Annotated in this window: 17 protein-coding genes and 1 riboswitch; of the genes, 16 read left to right on the top strand and 1 reads right to left on the bottom strand. The window is 70.8% G+C overall.

Going from position 1 to position 15,670, the window contains the following annotated elements:
- Nucleotides 1–67: 67 nt before the first annotated feature.
- The 9 genes from lepB (MTF69_RS24260) (at nt 68) to MTF69_RS24220 (ending at nt 7,752) form a co-directional block, all read left to right on the top strand.
- A complete protein-coding gene (lepB, locus tag MTF69_RS24260; RefSeq protein ID WP_374323674.1) occupies nt 68–985 on the top strand; it encodes a signal peptidase I in 918 nt (305 codons plus the stop codon).
- Between the two features lie 44 nt (nt 986–1,029).
- Nucleotides 1,030–1,806 (top strand): signal peptidase I, encoded by a 777-nt coding sequence (gene lepB / locus MTF69_RS24255; RefSeq protein ID WP_243337664.1) that lies wholly within the window; start codon nt 1,030–1,032, stop codon nt 1,804–1,806.
- Nucleotides 1,796–2,350 (top strand): NUDIX hydrolase, encoded by a 555-nt coding sequence (locus MTF69_RS24250; RefSeq protein WP_243337662.1) that lies wholly within the window; start codon nt 1,796–1,798, stop codon nt 2,348–2,350. The genes lepB (MTF69_RS24255) and MTF69_RS24250 overlap by 11 nt, the downstream gene beginning before the upstream one ends.
- Nucleotides 2,351–2,405: 55 nt before the next feature.
- The gene (locus MTF69_RS24245) at nt 2,406–2,714 is read left to right on the top strand and encodes a DUF2469 domain-containing protein (protein WP_005311352.1); all 309 of its coding nucleotides are present in this window, start codon (nt 2,406–2,408) and stop codon (nt 2,712–2,714) included.
- A 104-nt stretch (nt 2,715–2,818) separates the two neighbouring features.
- On the top strand, nt 2,819–3,190 hold the full coding sequence (locus MTF69_RS24240) for a YraN family protein (RefSeq protein WP_243337661.1): 372 nt from the start codon (nt 2,819–2,821) through the stop codon (nt 3,188–3,190).
- Nucleotides 3,190–4,812, top strand: a complete 1,623-nt coding sequence (locus tag MTF69_RS24235; protein WP_243337659.1) for a YifB family Mg chelatase-like AAA ATPase — start codon at nt 3,190–3,192, stop codon at nt 4,810–4,812. The genes MTF69_RS24240 and MTF69_RS24235 overlap by 1 nt, the downstream gene beginning before the upstream one ends.
- Nucleotides 4,809–6,023, top strand: coding sequence for a DNA-processing protein DprA (dprA, locus tag MTF69_RS24230; RefSeq protein WP_243337657.1), 1,215 nt, complete (start codon nt 4,809–4,811; stop codon nt 6,021–6,023). The genes MTF69_RS24235 and dprA overlap by 4 nt, the downstream gene beginning before the upstream one ends.
- A gap of 239 nt (nt 6,024–6,262) precedes the next feature.
- Complete coding sequence (gene whiG, locus MTF69_RS24225; protein ID WP_243337655.1) at nt 6,263–7,096, top strand: RNA polymerase sigma factor WhiG; 834 nt, start codon at nt 6,263–6,265, stop codon at nt 7,094–7,096.
- A 98-nt stretch (nt 7,097–7,194) separates the two neighbouring features.
- The gene (locus tag MTF69_RS24220; protein ID WP_243337839.1) at nt 7,195–7,752 is read left to right on the top strand and encodes a TetR/AcrR family transcriptional regulator; all 558 of its coding nucleotides are present in this window, start codon (nt 7,195–7,197) and stop codon (nt 7,750–7,752) included.
- A gap of 9 nt (nt 7,753–7,761) precedes the next feature.
- On the opposite strand, the gene MTF69_RS24215 is transcribed toward MTF69_RS24220, so the two are convergent.
- Nucleotides 7,762–8,310, bottom strand: coding sequence for a M23 family metallopeptidase (locus MTF69_RS24215; protein WP_243337654.1), 549 nt, complete (start codon nt 8,308–8,310; stop codon nt 7,762–7,764).
- Between the two features lie 253 nt (nt 8,311–8,563).
- Between MTF69_RS24215 and rpsB the strand changes: the two genes are divergently transcribed.
- From rpsB to MTF69_RS24180, 7 genes are all read left to right on the top strand, one after another.
- Nucleotides 8,564–9,490 (top strand): 30S ribosomal protein S2, encoded by a 927-nt coding sequence (gene rpsB, locus MTF69_RS24210; protein WP_243337652.1) that lies wholly within the window; start codon nt 8,564–8,566, stop codon nt 9,488–9,490.
- 135 nt (nt 9,491–9,625) lie between these two features.
- Nucleotides 9,626–10,462, top strand: coding sequence for a translation elongation factor Ts (tsf, locus tag MTF69_RS24205; protein WP_243337651.1), 837 nt, complete (start codon nt 9,626–9,628; stop codon nt 10,460–10,462).
- A gap of 162 nt (nt 10,463–10,624) precedes the next feature.
- Nucleotides 10,625–11,404 carry a UMP kinase gene (gene pyrH / locus MTF69_RS24200; protein ID WP_243337648.1) on the top strand — a complete coding sequence of 260 codons (780 nt, stop codon included), beginning with the start codon at nt 10,625–10,627 and terminating at the stop codon, nt 11,402–11,404.
- Nucleotides 11,405–11,454: 50 nt separating this feature from the next.
- On the top strand, nt 11,455–12,012 hold the full coding sequence (frr, locus tag MTF69_RS24195) for a ribosome recycling factor (protein ID WP_112453867.1): 558 nt from the start codon (nt 11,455–11,457) through the stop codon (nt 12,010–12,012).
- Nucleotides 12,012–13,091 carry a phosphatidate cytidylyltransferase gene (locus MTF69_RS24190; protein ID WP_243337646.1) on the top strand — a complete coding sequence of 360 codons (1,080 nt, stop codon included), beginning with the start codon at nt 12,012–12,014 and terminating at the stop codon, nt 13,089–13,091. The genes frr and MTF69_RS24190 overlap by 1 nt, the downstream gene beginning before the upstream one ends.
- 93 nt (nt 13,092–13,184) lie before the next feature.
- The gene (gene rlmN / locus MTF69_RS24185; protein ID WP_243337645.1) at nt 13,185–14,297 is read left to right on the top strand and encodes a 23S rRNA (adenine(2503)-C(2))-methyltransferase RlmN; all 1,113 of its coding nucleotides are present in this window, start codon (nt 13,185–13,187) and stop codon (nt 14,295–14,297) included.
- Nucleotides 14,298–14,355: 58 nt separating this feature from the next.
- Nucleotides 14,356–14,464, top strand: a riboswitch (TPP riboswitch).
- Nucleotides 14,465–14,548: 84 nt separating this feature from the next.
- Entirely contained in the window at nt 14,549–15,646 is a 1,098-nt protein-coding gene (locus MTF69_RS24180; protein ID WP_243337644.1) for a thiamine ABC transporter substrate binding subunit, read from the top strand.
- The last annotated feature ends 24 nt before the right edge of the window (nt 15,647–15,670 follow it).

Below are 15,670 nucleotides of genomic sequence, written 5' to 3'. Positions count from 1 at the left end.
GAGGGGAGGGCCCGTGCCTCACCAGGTCCGGGCGTAGATATCCGAACGAGGAGTGGATGTGGGGGACGTGGCGGTTGGTGCACGGTCCGGACGCGACGAGGGCGGCGAGGAGCCGAGTGACTCCTCCAGGCCCGATGCCGTCGAGAACGACGGCGACGACGCGCAGGACGGCGCCGCGGCACGCCCGCACCGTTCGTTCTGGAAGGAGCTGCCGCTCCTGGTCGGCATCGCCCTGCTGCTCGCTCTGCTGATCAAGACCTTCCTGGTGCAGGCCTTCTCGATCCCCTCCGACTCGATGCAGAACACCCTGCAGCGCGGCGACCGGGTGCTCGTGGACAAGCTGACGCCGTGGTTCGGATCGGAGCCCGAGCGCGGTGAGGTCGTGGTCTTCCACGACCCGTCGAACTGGCTGAGCAACGAGGTCACTCCGGAACCCAACATCGCGCAGAAGGCCCTCAGCTGGATCGGCCTCATGCCGTCCGCCGAGGAGAAGGACCTGATCAAGCGGACGATCGCCATCGGCGGTGACACGGTCGAGTGCAAGAAGGGCGGACCGGTCATCGTCAACGGCAAGGAGCTCGACGAGCCGTACATCTTCCCGGGCAACACCCCGTGCGACGACTTCCCCTTCGGTCCGCTCACCGTGCCCAAGGGCAAGATCTGGGTGATGGGCGACCACCGGCAGAACTCGCAGGACTCCCGCTACCACCAGCAGGACCCCACCCAGGGCTTCGTGCCCGTCAGCGATGTCGTCGGACGCGCCGTGGTGGTGGCCTGGCCGGTCACCCGCTGGTCCACCCTGCCGGTTCCGGACACCTACGACCAGCCGGGCATCGGCACGCAGACCAAGGCCACCGCGCTCGGCCTGGACGCCGCCGGGCTGGCGCCGGTCGGGCTCGGCCCGGCCGCCCTCGGGTTCGCCGGTGCGGTGCCGGTCGTGCTGTGGCGCAGGCGGAGGCTGACCGCGGGGCGTACCGACAGGTAGGGTGCCGCCCAGGTCGACGATCTCCGAGTGTGGGGGCGCTTGCAATGGGCGGAACACAAGCAATACGAGCAGGTGACGGCGATGGCCGCGGTGCTCTCGGCAGCATGTTGTCGGGAGTCGCCGTGGCCATCGGCTTTGTGCTCTTCCTGGGCGGGTTCGTGTGGGGAGCCGTCGTGTACCAGCCGTACACGGTGCCGACCGACTCGATGGTGCCCACCGTGAAGCCCGGAGACCGGGTGCTGGCGCAGCGCATCGCCGGGGAGGACGTGCGCCGCGGGGACGTGGTGATCTTCAAGGACGGGCAGTGGAGCGATTCGCCGATGGTCAAGCGGGTCGTCGGCGTCGGCGGGGACACGGTCAAGTGCTGCGGTGACGGCGGCCGGCTCACCGTCAACGGCAAGGCGCTGGACGAGCCGTACATCGAAGAGGAGAAGCTCGACGTGGCGGGCGCCCCGGGCGGGTCCGCCTCCCGGACGCCGTTCGAGGTGACGGTGCCGGAGGGCAACCTTTTCCTGCTCGGCGACCGGCGCGGAGCCTCGCTGGACTCCCGGGCACACCTGGCGGAGGCCGGGCAGGGGACGGTGGCCCGCTCGGCGGTGACCGGCCGCGTCGACGCCCTCGCGTGGCCCGACATGTCGATGCTGGAGCGGCCCCGGGCCTACGCCGCCCTGCCGGGCGGGGCCTCGACGCCCGGGCCGCTGCTGCTCCAGGTGACCGCGGTGGTGGCCGGAGCCGCCCTGGTGGTGCTCGGAGCGGCGTACGGGCCGGTCGTACGGGTTCTCGGGCGCGGGCGGAGGCAGGAGCGGGCCGATGTCCGCTGACGCGACGGCGGGGCCGGGGGCCGGTTCCGGGCCGGGCGGGCCGGGAGGGCCGTGCGGATTGGGAGGGCCGCGCAAGGTGGCGCGGGTGATCCTGCTGGACCCCGAGGACAGGGTCCTGCTGCTGCACGGCTTCGAGCCGGGAGACCCGGCGGACGACTGGTGGTTCACCCCGGGCGGCGGCCTGGAAGGGACCGAGACCCGGGAACAGGCCGCGCTCCGCGAGCTCGCGGAGGAGACCGGGATCACCGACGTGGAACTGGGGCCGGTGCTGTGGCACCGCTACTGCTCGTTCCCCTTCGACGGGCGCCGCTGGGAGCAGGACGAGTGGTACTTCCTGGCCCGCACGACCCAGACGGCGACCGTGCTGGGAGGCCTCACCGAGCTGGAGCGCCGCAGCGTCTCGGGCACCAGGTGGTGGACCTCCGAGGAACTGCTTGCGGCCCATGAGACGGTGTACCCGACCAGACTCGCAGAGCTGCTCCGCACGCTGCTCGACGACGGTCCCCCGGGTGCGCCCGTGAACCTGGCCCCGGAAATCGTTTAGGGGCGCACGGGCCTGGCGCACAATAGGGGGACGCACGGCTGAAGGGGAACATGCCATGAGTGCCGAGGACCTCGAGAAGTACGAGACCGAGATGGAGCTGAAGCTCTATCGCGAGTACCGCGACGTCGTCGGGCTGTTCAAGTATGTGATCGAGACCGAACGCCGTTTCTACCTCACCAACGACTACGAGATGCAGGTGCACTCGGTACAGGGGGAGGTCTTTTTCGAGGTCTCGATGGCCGACGCGTGGGTCTGGGACATGTACAGACCGGCTCGGTTCGTCAAGCAGGTGCGGGTGCTGACCTTCAAGGATGTGAACATCGAGGAGCTCAACAAGAGCGATCTCGAACTTCCGGGCAGCTGATTCCCTCGCCGGGGTGACGCGGTTGTCCACATCACCCCGGTTGTCCACCAAGATCCACTAGGTGGGCGGGGACGCGGGATCGTCGGTGCCGGAGGTGGTGCCGGATGAACGCGAAGGGCGTGGCACAGCAGGCATTGGGGCGGTACGGCGAGGACCTCGCGACGCGGCGGCTCACCGAGGCCGGGATGACCGTGATCGCGCGGAACTGGCGGTGCCGCGGCGGGGAGATCGACATCGTCGCCCGGGACGGGGACGCCCTCGTCGTGTGCGAGGTCAAGACCCGGCGGGCGGGGGAGTTCGAACATCCCATGGCCGCGCTGCGGCCCGCCAAGGCCGAGCGCTTGCGCAGGCTCGCCGGGCGTTGGCTGGCCGACCACGGGGGACCACCCCCGGGCGGGGTGCGCATCGATCTCGTCGGGGTCCTCCTGCCGCGGCGCGGCGGGCCCGTGGTGGAGCACGTCAGGGGGGCGGCCTGATGGGGTTCGCGCGGGCCTGCTCGGTCGCCCTCGTGGGTGTCGACGGCGTGGTGGTGGAGGTCCAGGCCGACCTGGAGCCCGGGGTCGCCACCTTCTCCCTGGTGGGGCTGCCCGACAAGACCCTGGTCGAGAGCCGGGACCGGGTCAGGGCGGCCGTGGTGAACTCGGGCGCCGCCTGGCCGCAGAAGAAGCTCACCGTCGGCCTCAGCCCGGCGTCGGTCCCGAAGAGCGGTGCCGGCTTCGATTTGGCCGTTGCGGCCGCCGTGCTGGGCGCCGCCGAAGTGGTCGACCCGAAGGCGATCGCCGATCTCGTCCTCATCGGGGAGCTGGGGCTGGACGGCCGGGTGCGTCCCGTCCGCGGGATCCTGCCGGCGGTGCTCGCCGCCGCCGAGGCCGGATACCGGCAGGTCGTGGTCCCGCAGCAGTGCGCGGCCGAGGCCATGCTCGTCCCGGACGTCTCGGTGCTCGGCGTACGCAGCCTGCGGCAACTGATCGCGGTGCTCACCGAGGGGGAGGTCCCCGAGGAGGATCCACCGGATCCGTCCGGGCGCCCGGACCCGATGCTCGCCGGGCTGGTCGTCCCCGGCGCCGGACTCGGCACGGGGGTGGCCCGCGACGGCGACGGGAGGGACTTCCCCGAGCTCGCCGACGTCGCCGGACAGTACGCGGCACGCCGGGCCCTGGAGGTGGCGGCCGCCGGGGGCCACCACCTCTTCCTGAGCGGACCGCCGGGCGCGGGCAAGACGATGATGGCCGAGCGGATCCCCTGGATCATGCCCCCGCTCACCCGACAGGACTCCCTGGAGGTCACGGCCGTCCACTCGGTCGCGGGAATCCTGCCCCCGGGCGAACCGCTCGTCGCCCGGCCCCCGTACTGCGCCCCGCACCACTCGGCGACCATGCAGTCCCTCGTCGGGGGCGGAGCCGGTGTGGCCAGGCCCGGAGCGGTGTCCCTGGCCCACAGGGGGGTGCTGTTCCTCGACGAAGCCGCGGAGTTCAGCACCAAGGCCCTGGACGCCCTGAGGCAGCCCCTCGAAGCGGGACACGTGGTCATCGCCCGCGCCGCCGGAGTGGTACGCCTGCCGGCCCGGTTCCTGATGGTGCTGGCCGCCAACCCCTGTCCCTGCGGGCGGCACACCCTGCACGGGACCGGCTGCGACTGCCCGGCCTCGGTGATCCGCCGCTACCAGGCCCGGCTCTCGGGCCCGCTGCTGGACCGGGTGGACCTGCGCGTGGAGGTCGAGCCGGTCACCCGCTCCGATCTGCTGGGACGCGGGGGCCGCGGCGAAGCCACGGCGGTGGTGGCCGCGCGGGTCCGGGAGGCCCGCGACCGGGCGGCGGCCCGGCTCGACGGCACGCCCTGGCGGCTCAACGCGGAGGTCCCGGGCCACGAGCTGCGGACCCGCTGGCCGGCCGCCCCGGGAGCGCTGGCCCAGGCCGAGCGGGACCTGGAGCGCGGCCTGCTGACCGCGCGGGGGCTCGACCGGGTGCTCCGGGTCGCCTGGACGGTGGCCGACCTGCGGAGCCGGGACCGCCCGGACGCCCTGGACGTGGCGGTCGCCCTCGAGCTGCGCACCGGAATCGCCCGCGGAGCCACGGCGCACCTGGACGCCGCCTCATGACCGCCGCGGCGCCGGCCCCGGGACCCGGCCCGGGACGCAGCCCGGCATCCGGCCCGGAGACGGAGGCGGAGGCGGAGCCCGCGGGTGAGGTGCTCGCGCGGGCCGCGCTCACCCGGGTCCTGGAGCCCGGGGAGGAGCACGGCGGGCGCTGGTTGCGGGCGTACGGGGCGGTCGGGCTGATACGGCTGCTGACCGGGCCCGCGCCGGAGCCCGGGGCGCTGACCGGGGTCGGCGGCGAGCGGCTCGCCGGATACCGCAGCCGGGCCGTGTCGGCCGACCCCCGGCGGGACCTGGCGGTCGCCGCCGAGACCGGGGGCCGGTTCGTCTGCCCCGGGTCGGCGGAGTGGCCGAGTCAGCTGGACGACCTCGGTGACGCCCGGCCCGTCGGGCTGTGGGTGCGGGGCAGGCCGAGCCTGCGGGCCTGGGCCCTGCGCTCCGTGGCGGTTGTCGGAGCCCGCGCGTGCACCCCGTACGGGGCACACATGGCCCAGAGCCTGGCCGGTGAACTCGCCGAGCGCGGTTGGGTGGTGGTCTCGGGCGCCGCCTACGGGATCGACGGCGCCGCCCACCGCGGGGCCCTCGCCGCCGGCGGAGCGACGGCCGCCGTGCTGGCCTGCGGGGTGGACGTGCCCTACCCGCGCGGCCACGCCGGACTGCTCGGCCGGATCTCCGCTCAGGGGCTGCTCCTCGGAGAGCTGCCGCCCGGCAGCCACCCCACGCCGAGCCGTTTCGTCCTGCGCAACCGCGTCATCGCCGCCCTGACCCGGGGCACGGTCGTCGTGGAGGCGGCCCACCGCAGCGGGTCCCTGGTCACCGCCCGGCGGGCCCAGGCGCTGGGGAGGATCACCATGGGCATCCCGGGCCCGGCCACCAGCGGGCTCTCGGCCGGCGTGCACGAACTGCTGCGCGGTGAGGCCTCGCTGGTCACGGATGCGGCGGAGGTCATCGAGCTGGTCGGAGGGATGGGAGAACTGGCCCCCGAGCGGCGGGGCCCCGTGATCGCCCGGGACCTGCTGGGTCCCGAAGCGGTCCGGGTACTCGACGCCCTCCCGGCGGGGCGCCTCGCGGACCTGGAGGAACTGGCCCTCGCGGCGGGCACCGGAACCGATGAAGTCATCGGCAGACTGTACGAACTTCACTCTCTGGGGTTCGTCGAACGGCAGGGCGACGGCTGGCAGTTGACCCCGAAGCGGCCGAGAGGAGGCGCATAAAGCACAGTCGCCCGGCGAGGCGGTCGTTGACCTGGGGCGTTCCGGTGAAAGAGTGAAGGCGATGAGAGACGCGGTCTTCCCGGTGGCACCCGCCGGGACCGTGCGCCAGGCGCCGGTCCCGGGTCGCCCGCGCGAGTCGGGGCGCCCTTCCGGGCCCGCGCGATCCCGTACTCTTCGCGCACCGCGACACTTCCGTCACGCTACGCTCCCAAGGAATCCGGCTCCGGCAAAGGCGAAGCATGCCCCAGCACACCTCAGGGTCCGACCGCGCTGCGGTGCCCCCCGCTGCGCGCAGCAGCGAGCGGTCCACCGCGCCCTCGTCCCTGGAGGTGCTGTGGCGCTCGTACAAGGACTCGGGTGACGAGCGGCTGCGGGAGCAGCTGATCCTGCACTACTCGCCCCTCGTGAAGTACGTGGCGGGCCGGGTCAGCGTCGGTCTGCCGCCCAATGTGGAACAGGCCGATTTCGTCTCCTCCGGAGTCTTCGGACTGATCGATGCCATCGAGAAGTTCGACATCGAACGGTCCATCAAGTTCGAGACGTACGCGATCACCCGCATCCGCGGCGCGATGATCGACGAGTTGCGGGCGCTGGACTGGATCCCCCGCTCGGTGCGGCAGAAGGCGCGCGCCGTGGAACGGGCCTACGCCACGCTGGAGGCTCAGCTGCGGCGCACCCCGACCGAGCACGAGGTCGCCGGCGAAATGGGCATCGGCGTGGAGGATCTGCACGCCGTTTTCAGCCAGTTGTCGCTGGCCAACGTGGTCGCCCTGGAAGAGCTGCTGCACGTGGGCGGGGAGGGGGACCGCCTCTCGCTGATGGACACCCTGGAGGACACCGCCGCGGACAACCCGGTGGAGGTCGCGGAGGACCGGGAGTTGCGGCGGCTGCTGGCGCGGGCCATCAACACGCTGCCCGAGCGGGAGAAGACGGTGGTGACCCTCTACTACTACGAGGGCCTCACGCTCGCCGAGATCGGCAATGTCCTCGGGGTCACCGAGAGCCGCGTCAGCCAGATCCACACCAAGTCGGTCCTGCAGCTGCGCGCGAAGCTGGCGGACGTCGGGCGCTGAACCGGGGCCCCGGGGCACCAGGGCGGCGGCCGAGAGCGTGCGACGGCCTTGCGGTACATCCGTAGAGTGGACGCGTGCCCAGGATTCGAGCGGCCTCCGTGGCCGAGCACCGGTCGATGCAGCGCGGCGCCCTGTTGGACGCCGCGCGTTCCCTGCTGTCCGAAGGGGGGACGGAAGCGCTGACCTTCCCCGCCCTCGCCGAGAGGACCGGCCTCGCCCGGTCCTCCGTATACGAGTACTTCCGGTCCCGCGCGGCCGTCGTCGAAGAGCTGTGCGCGGTGGACTTCCCCGTGTGGGCGGCCGAGATCGAGGCGGCGATGTCCGAGGCGCAAGCGCCGGAGGCGAAGATCGAGGCGTACGTGCGCTGCCAGCTGGGGCTGGTGGGGGACAAGCGGCACCGGGCGGTGGTGGCGATCTCGGCGAGCGAGCTGGACGCCGGGGCGCGCGAGAAGATCCGCGCGGCGCACGGGAGCCTGATCGCGATGATCGTGGAGGCGCTGGCCGCGCTGGGGCAGGCGGAGCCGAGGCTGGCCGCGATGCTGCTCCAGGGTGTGGTGGACGCCGCAGTCCGGCGGATCGAGGCCGGCGCCGGGGAAGACCCCGTCGTGGTCACGGACGCGGCGGTCGCCATGGCCCTGCGGGGCGTCGGGGGCTGAGCTGCGTCCTCACGCGCCGGACGGCTGAAGAGCGGTCAGGGGGAGCAGGCGGGGCGTCGGGCGCGGGAGGAGCGCCAGGGGGTTGAGGTAGGTCTCCGCGTGCAGGAGGCCCCAGTGGAGGCAGGAGCGGGGGCAGTGGGGGCCGTCCGTGAGGAGGGCCACCACCTGGCCCGTCGTGACCTCGGCGCCCTGCACCACCAGGGGGCGGACCGGTTCGTACGTCGTGCGCAGGCCGTTCGGGAGGGTCAGCGAGAGGACCCCGCGGCCCGCGACCGGTCCGGCGTAGTGGACCCGGCCCGGACCGACCGCGCGGAGCTCCGCGCCCACCGGGGCCGCCAGGTCCACCCCGCGGTGGCCCGCCGCGTACGGGGTCGGGGGCGGGTCCCACCAGCGGACCACGGTCAGGGGGGACGGGAGCGGGCGTCCGCCCGGGGCCCCCGCGGCGCCCGGAGCACGCGATGGCGCAGACCCTGGCGGCCCCGCCGGTCCCGGTGTCGGTGGAGCGGGGCTCAGGGCGAGGCCCAGGGCCATGAGCACGGTGAGCAGCAGCTTCGTCATGAGGTGAAGGGTCCCAATCCGGGTGCCGGCTCCGCCCGGCCCTGTGGACGGCCGGGGCGCTGTGGACAACCGCGTCATCCGGCATACCACCGGGTCCCGTACACTTCTTGTGGCGATCCGGGTCACCGGGTCGACTTCGCACGCCCCAGCACCGGCCCCTCAGGGCCAGGTGACAGCGTCTCTCGGTCCCCTCTGCGGGGGCAGGGCGCGACAGGGGCGTCAGGAACCAAACCGAGAAAACAAGGAGATGGCCATGGCCGTCGTAACGATGCGGGAGCTGCTGGAAAGCGGCGTCCACTTCGGTCACCAGACCCGCCGCTGGAACCCGAAGATGAAGCGCTTCATCTTCACGGAGCGCAACGGCATCTACATCATCGACCTGCTGCAGTCGCTGTCGTACATCGACCGCGCCTACGAGTTCGTGAAGGAGACCGTCGCCCACGGCGGTTCCATCATGTTCGTCGGTACCAAGAAGCAGGCCCAGGAGGCCATCGCCGAGCAGGCGACGCGCGTTGGTATGCCCTACGTCAACCAGCGGTGGCTGGGTGGCATGCTCACCAACTTCTCCACCGTCTACAAGCGCCTTCAGCGTCTGAAGGAGCTTGAGGCGATCGACTTCGAGGACGTCGCCGCCTCGGGTCTCACCAAGAAGGAGCTCCTGGTCCTCTCTCGCGAGAAGATCAAGCTGGAGAAGACCCTCGGTGGTATCCGCGAGATGTCGAAGGTCCCCAGCGCCGTCTGGATCGTCGACACCAAGAAGGAGCACATCGCCGTCGGTGAGGCGCGCAAGCTCCACATCCCGGTCGTCGCGATCCTCGACACCAACTGCGACCCCGACGAGGTCGACTACAAGATCCCGGGCAACGACGACGCGATCCGCTCCGTCACCCTGCTCACCCGCGTGATCGCCGACGCCGTCGCCGAGGGCCTCATCGCCCGTTCCGGTGCCGCCACTGGCGACTCGAAGCCGGGCGAGAAGGCCGCTGCCGAGCCGCTCGCCGAGTGGGAGCGCGACCTGCTCGAGGGTGAGAAGAAGGCCGACGACGCTGAGGCTCCGGCCGAGGCCGCTGTCGAGACCCCCGCCGTCGAGGCCGAGGCTGAGGCTGCTCCGGCCGCCGAGGCCGAGGTTGTCGCCGAGGCCGTCGTCGAGGCTCCGGCCGCCGACGCCGAGCAGGCCTGACCCACTGAGAGCGCCCGGCGTTCATGCGCCGGGCACTCACAGCACGGACGATGACGGCGGGGGAGCCGCGCCACGAGCGCGACTCCTCCGCCGTTCACCCGTAGATCTACGACTTCGAGAGAGAATCACAGACTCATGGCGAACTACACCGCCGCTGACGTCAAGAAGCTCCGCGAGCTCACCGGCGTCGGCATGCTGGACTGCAAGAACGCGCTGGTCGAGGCCGACGGTGACGTCGACAAGGCCGTCGAGGCACTCCGTATCAAGGGTCAGAAGGGCGTCGCCAAGCGCGAAGGCCGTTCTGCCGAGAACGGCGCCGTCGTCTCCGTCATCTCCGACGACAACACCTCCGGTGTCCTCGTCGAGCTGAAGTGCGAGACGGACTTCGTCGCCAAGGGCGACAAGTTCCAGGCCGTCACCGAGCAGCTGGCCAAGCACATCGCCGCCACGTCCCCGGCCGACACCGCGGCGCTCCTGGCGTCCGAGATCGAGCCCGGCAAGACCGTGCAGGCGTTCGTCGACGAGGCCAACGCCAACCTCGGCGAGAAGATCGTCCTGGACCGCTTCGCGCAGTTCACCGGCGGCTACGTCTCGGCGTACATGCACCGCACGATGCCCGACCTGCCGTTCCAGATCGGTGTCCTTGTCGAGCTCGACAAGGAGAACGCCGAGGTCGCCCGCGGCGTCGCGCAGCACATCGCCGCGTTCGCGCCGAAGTGGCTCTCCGCTGAGGACGTGCCGGCCGAGATCGTCGAGTCCGAGCGTCGTGTGGCCGAAGAGGTCACCCGCGCCGAGGGCAAGCCGGAGGCCGCGCTGCCGAAGATCGTCGAGGGTCGTGTCAACGGCTTCTTCCGCGACAACACCCTGCTTGGCCAGGCGTACGCCCTGGACGCCAAGAAGTCCGTCCAGAAGGTTCTGGACGAGGCCGGTGTCACCCTGGTGCGCTTCTCGCGCATCAAGGTCGGCATCTGAGTCCGTCCGTACGCGACGGACACCGGACCCCGGTAGGGTCTGAAGCAGTCGCCCGCGTTCGCGCAGGGCGACCGCAGATCTGACGAGGAGGCCATTGCCGTAGAGGGAACCGCGAGGACCCACCGGCAATGGCCTTCTTCGTATGTGCACGAGGAGATCTCCATGAATCAGGGCGTGGACACCCACACCGCTTCCGACGACAAGAGCGACCAGGACAAGAAGGGCCGCCGCTTCATGCTGAAGCTGTCGGGCGAGGCCTTCTCCGGTGGCGGAGGACTCGGCGTCGACCCCGACGTGGTCCACGCCATCGCCCGCGAGATCGCCGCGGTGGTCCGCGACGGCGCGGAGATCGCGATCGTGATCGGCGGTGGCAACTTCTTCCGCGGCGCCGAACTCCAGCAGCGCGGCATGGACCGGGCCCGGTCCGACTACATGGGCATGCTCGGCACGGTCATGAACTGCCTCGCCCTCCAGGACTTCCTGGAGAAGGAAGGCATCGACTCCCGCGTCCAGACGGCCATCACCATGGGCCAGGTCGCCGAGCCGTACATCCCGCTGCGCGCCGTGCGCCACCTGGAGAAGGGCCGCGTGGTCATCTTCGGCGCAGGCATGGGCATGCCCTACTTCTCCACCGACACCACGGCCGCCCAGCGCGCCCTGGAGATCGACGCGGAAGCCCTGCTCATGGGCAAGAACGGCGTCGACGGGGTCTACGACTCCGACCCGAAGAAGAACCCGGACGCGGTGAAGTTCGACGCGCTGGAGTACAGCGAGGTGCTGTCGCGCGACCTCAAGGTCGCCGATGCCACCGCCATCACGCTGTGCCGCGACAACAAGCTGCCGATCCTCGTCTTCGAGCTGCTCGCCGAGGGCAATATCGCGCGAGCCGTCAAGGGTGAGAAGATCGGCACGCTCGTGAGCGACCAGGGCACCCGGGCCTGAGCAGGCCCCGTCCGCCTGAACCATCCATTTCTGACATGCAGGAGCACGTGGTGACCGAAGAGATCCTCCTCGAGGCCGAGGAGAAGATGGAAAAGGCCGTCGTCGTCGCCAAGGAAGACTTCGCCGCGATTCGCACCGGTCGTGCGCACCCGGCGATGTTCAACAAGATCGTGGCGGAGTACTACGGCGCCATCACGCCCATCAACCAGCTCGCCTCCTTCTCGGTTCCCGAGCCGCGCATGGCGATCGTGACCCCGTTCGACAAGAGCGCCCTGCGCAACATCGAGACGGCCATCCGCGACTCCGACCTGGGCGTCAACCCCAGCAACGACGGCAGCATCATCCGGGTGACCTTCCCCGAGCTGACGCAGGACCGCCGCAAGGAGTACATCAAGGTCGCGCGCACCAAGGCCGAGGACTCCAAGGTCTCGATCCGCGCCATCCGCCGCAAGGCGAAGGACGCCCTCGACAAGCTCGTCAAGGACAAGGAAGCCGGCGAGGACGAGGTGCGCCGCGCCGAGAAGGAGCTCGACGACACCACCGCGAAGTACGTCGCGCAGGTGGACGAGCTGCTCAAGCACAAGGAAGCCGAGCTCCTCGAAGTCTGATGAACGACACTTCCTGGCAGCCGGAGCCGGTTCCGGCGGGTCCCGCCTACGATGCGCTGGTGGGCCCGCACACTCGGCCCATGCCCATCGTGCCCGATGCCGCCGGCCGTGACTTCGACGACCGGGAAGCACGCGATCGGGGGGCCGCCGCTGACGGCGGCCCCCTCTTCCGCGCCGATACGCCGCCGCAGGAGCCCATGCCCAGCCCCCCGCCGACCCCGCCTTCGCCGGCACCGCAGGACGCCTCGCCCCCGCCTCAGAAGAAGCGGGCCGGGCGGGACCTGCGTGCCGCCATAGGGGTCGGAGTGGGCCTCGGCGCGGTGATCTTCGCCTCGCTGTTCATCGTCAAGGCGGTCTTCGTCGGCGTCGTCGTCGTGGCGGTCGTCGTCGGTCTGTGGGAGCTCACCTCCCGGCTCCAGGAGAAGAAGGGCATCAAGGCCCCGCTGGTCCCGCTCGCGATCGGCGGTGCGGCGATGGTCATCGCCGGATACGTCCGCGGGGCCGAGGGCGCCTGGGTGGCGATGGCGCTGACCGCCCTCGCGGTCCTGGTGTGGCGGATGACCGAGCCGCCCGAGGACTACCTCAAGGACGTCACCGCCGGAGTCTTCGCGGCGTTCTACGTACCCTTCCTGGCCACGTTCGTCGCGATGCTGCTCACCGCCGACGACGGGCCGCAGCGGGTCGTCACCTTCCTGGTCCTGACCGTGGTCAGCGACACCGGGGCCTACGCGGTCGGCTGGCGGTTCGGCAAGACCAGGCTCGCCCCGCGCATCAGCCCCGGAAAGACCCGCGAGGGGCTCTTCGGAGCGGTGGCCTTCGCGATGGGGGCCGGCGCGCTGTGCATGGAGTTCCTGATCGACGGGGGCGTCTGGTGGCAGGGCCTGGTGCTCGGCCTCGCCGTCGCGGTCAGCGCCACGCTCGGTGACCTCGGCGAATCCATGATCAAGCGGGATCTCGGGATCAAGGACATGGGCACGCTGCTGCCGGGTCACGGCGGCATCATGGACCGGCTGGACTCCCTGCTTCCGACCGCCCCGGTGGTCTGGCTGCTGCTCGCCCTGTTCGTCGGTACCGGCTGACCTGCGAAAAGGCGCCCGTACAGGCGGGGCGGTTACTCTTGGAAGGCGCGCTGCTTCTGCGGCGCGCCTTTCGTCTTACAAGGAGTACCTGCCATGGCCCGCCCAGTCCCGGGAGAGCTCACTTTCGTCGCCCCTCGTGGAGCGAAGAAGCCGCCCCGGCACCTCGCCGACCTCACCCCCGAGGAGCGCCGGGAGGCGGTCGCCGCGATCGGTGAGAAGCCCTTCCGGGCCAAGCAGCTCTCGCAGCACTACTTCGCCCGGTACGCGCACGACCCTGCCGAGTGGACCGACATCCCCGCCGGGTCCCGCGAGAAGCTCCAGCAGGAGCTGCTGCCGGACCTGATGAACGTCATCCGCCACATCTCCTGCGATGACGACACCACCCGCAAGACCCTGTGGAAGCTGCACGACGGCACGCTCGTCGAGTCCGTGCTCATGCGCTACCCGGACCGGGTCACCATGTGCATCTCCTCGCAGGCCGGCTGCGGCATGAACTGCCCGTTCTGCGCCACCGGCCAGGCCGGTCTCGACCGCAACCTGTCGACGGCCGAGATCGTGCACCAGATCGTCGACGGCATGCGCGCCCTGCGCGACGGCGAAGTCCCGGGCGGGCCCGCCCGGCTGTCGAACATCGTCTTCATGGGCATGGGCGAGCCGCTCGCCAACTACAACCGCGTCGTCGGCGCCATCCGCCGCCTCACCGACCCGGAGCCCGACGGCCTGGGCCTGTCCCAGCGCGGTATCACCGTCTCCACCGTGGGCCTGGTCCCGGCGATGCTGCGCTTCTCCGACGAGGGCTTCAAGTGCCGCCTCGCCGTCTCCCTGCACGCCCCGGACGACGAGCTGCGCGACACCCTGGTCCCCGTGAACACCCGCTGGAACGTCCGCGAGGTGCTCGGCGCGGCCTGGGAGTACGCGGAGAAGTCCGGCCGCCGCATCTCCATCGAGTACGCCCTGATCCGCGACATCAACGACCAGGCCTGGCGTGGCGACCTGCTCGGCAAGCTGCTCAAGGGCAAGCGCGTGCACGTCAACCTGATCCCGCTGAACCCGACGCCGGGCTCGAAGTGGACCGCCTCGCGGCCCGAGGACGAGAAGGCCTTCGTGGACGCCATCGCCCGCCACGGCGTGCCCGTGACCGTACGCGACACCCGTGGTCAGGAGATCGACGGCGCGTGCGGCCAGCTCGCCGCCTCGGAGCGCTGATTTCCGCCAGGCAACGTTTGCTTTCGGCCACGGGGTACCCTGTGGCCGAACCAATTTCATATTCCGACAGGGGAGCGCCACAGCGCTGAGAGTGCGGTAACCGTCACCGCAGACCCTCTGAACCTCGCCCCGGTCATTCGGGGTAGGAAGTTCGGTCATCACTCAAGCTGTTGCGCCCTGCCCGGCGTCCGCTCCACAGAGCGCCGGGCAGGGCCGCGTCTTCTCCTGGACATCCCAGGAGGAATGCACCAATGAGCACCACCAAGAAGATGGCGGGCGTGGCGCTCGCGGCCGCGCTCGGCGTCACCACGCTCAGCGCCTGCGGCGGCGACGCCAAGGACAAGTCCGCCGGGGCGAGCGACGCCCCGAAGTCCAAGACGATCACCCTCGTCTCGCACGACTCCTTCAACGTGACCGACACGGTCCTGGGGGAGTTCGAGCAGCAGAGCGGCTACACCGTCAAGGTCCTGAAGTCGGGCGATGCGGGCGCGGCCCTGAACCAGGAGATCCTGACCAAGGGTTCCCCGCGCGGCGACGTCTTCTTCGGCGTGGACAACACGCTCGTCTCCCGGGCCCTCGAGAACGGCATCTTCACGCCGTACGAGGCCAAGGGCCTGGCCGGCGTGAAGCCCGAGTTCGTGCTCGACAAGGAGCACCGGGTCACCCCCGTCGACTCCGGCGACATCTGCGTGAACTACGACAAGGCCTACTTCGCCGACAAGAAGCTCGCCCCGCCGCAGACGCTGGACGACCTGATCAAGCCGGAGTACAAGAACCTGCTGGTCACCGAGAACGCCGCGACCTCCTCGCCCGGCCTCGGCTTCCTCCTCGCCTCCGTCGGCAAGTACGGCGACGAGGGCTGGAAGGACTACTGGAGCAAGCTCAAGGCCAACGGCGTCGAGGTCGTCGACGGCTGGGAGCAGGCCTACAACGAGCGCTTCTCCGGCTCGGCCGGCGGCAAGAAGGCCAAGGGCGACCGGCCGCTGGTCGTCTCATACGCCTCCAGCCCGCCGGTCGAGGTCCTCTACGGCGAGCCGCAGCCGGCCGAGGCCCCGACGGGCGTCTCGACGGGCACCTGCTTCCGCCAGACCGAGTTCGCGGGTCTCCTCAAGGGCGCGAAGAACGAGGAGGGCGGCAAGGCGCTCCTGGACTTCCTGATCTCCAAGAAGTTCCAGGAGGACATGCCGCTCCAGATGTTCGTGAACCCGGTGACCAAGGACGCGGCGCTGCCGGAGCTGTTCACCAAGCACGGCGTGGTCATCGAGAAGCCCGAGACGGTCGCCCCGGAGGCCATCGCCAAGAACCGCGACCAGTGGGTCAAGACGTGGACCACCCTCGTCGTGAAGTAGGACGAGTGAGCAAGGCTGCGAAGG

The sequence above is a fragment of the Streptomyces sp. AP-93 genome (assembly GCF_022808175.1).
Lineage (GTDB): Bacteria > Actinomycetota > Actinomycetes > Streptomycetales > Streptomycetaceae > Streptomyces.
The sequence above is the reverse complement of the archived record's forward strand: the minus strand, read 5'-3'. Positions and strand labels throughout refer to the sequence as shown.

What these genes read in the sequence shown, in the direction of transcription:
- lepB (WP_243337664.1), top strand. Translation starts at nt 1,030, where the DNA reads ATGGGCGGAACACAAGCAATACGAGCAGGTGACGGCGATGGCCGCGGT.
- MTF69_RS24250 (WP_243337662.1), top strand. Translation starts at nt 1,796, where the DNA reads ATGTCCGCTGACGCGACGGCGGGGCCGGGGGCCGGTTCCGGGCCGGGC.
- MTF69_RS24245 (WP_005311352.1), top strand. Translation starts at nt 2,406, where the DNA reads ATGAGTGCCGAGGACCTCGAGAAGTACGAGACCGAGATGGAGCTGAAG.
- MTF69_RS24240 (WP_243337661.1), top strand. Translation starts at nt 2,819, where the DNA reads ATGAACGCGAAGGGCGTGGCACAGCAGGCATTGGGGCGGTACGGCGAG.
- MTF69_RS24235 (WP_243337659.1), top strand. Translation starts at nt 3,190, where the DNA reads ATGGGGTTCGCGCGGGCCTGCTCGGTCGCCCTCGTGGGTGTCGACGGC.
- dprA (WP_243337657.1), top strand. Translation starts at nt 4,809, where the DNA reads ATGACCGCCGCGGCGCCGGCCCCGGGACCCGGCCCGGGACGCAGCCCG.
- whiG (WP_243337655.1), top strand. Translation starts at nt 6,263, where the DNA reads ATGCCCCAGCACACCTCAGGGTCCGACCGCGCTGCGGTGCCCCCCGCT.
- MTF69_RS24215 (WP_243337654.1), bottom strand. Translation starts at nt 8,310, where the DNA reads ATGACGAAGCTGCTGCTCACCGTGCTCATGGCCCTGGGCCTCGCCCTG.
- rpsB (WP_243337652.1), top strand. Translation starts at nt 8,564, where the DNA reads ATGGCCGTCGTAACGATGCGGGAGCTGCTGGAAAGCGGCGTCCACTTC.
- tsf (WP_243337651.1), top strand. Translation starts at nt 9,626, where the DNA reads ATGGCGAACTACACCGCCGCTGACGTCAAGAAGCTCCGCGAGCTCACC.
- pyrH (WP_243337648.1), top strand. Translation starts at nt 10,625, where the DNA reads ATGAATCAGGGCGTGGACACCCACACCGCTTCCGACGACAAGAGCGAC.
- MTF69_RS24190 (WP_243337646.1), top strand. Translation starts at nt 12,012, where the DNA reads ATGAACGACACTTCCTGGCAGCCGGAGCCGGTTCCGGCGGGTCCCGCC.
- rlmN (WP_243337645.1), top strand. Translation starts at nt 13,185, where the DNA reads ATGGCCCGCCCAGTCCCGGGAGAGCTCACTTTCGTCGCCCCTCGTGGA.
- MTF69_RS24180 (WP_243337644.1), top strand. Translation starts at nt 14,549, where the DNA reads ATGAGCACCACCAAGAAGATGGCGGGCGTGGCGCTCGCGGCCGCGCTC.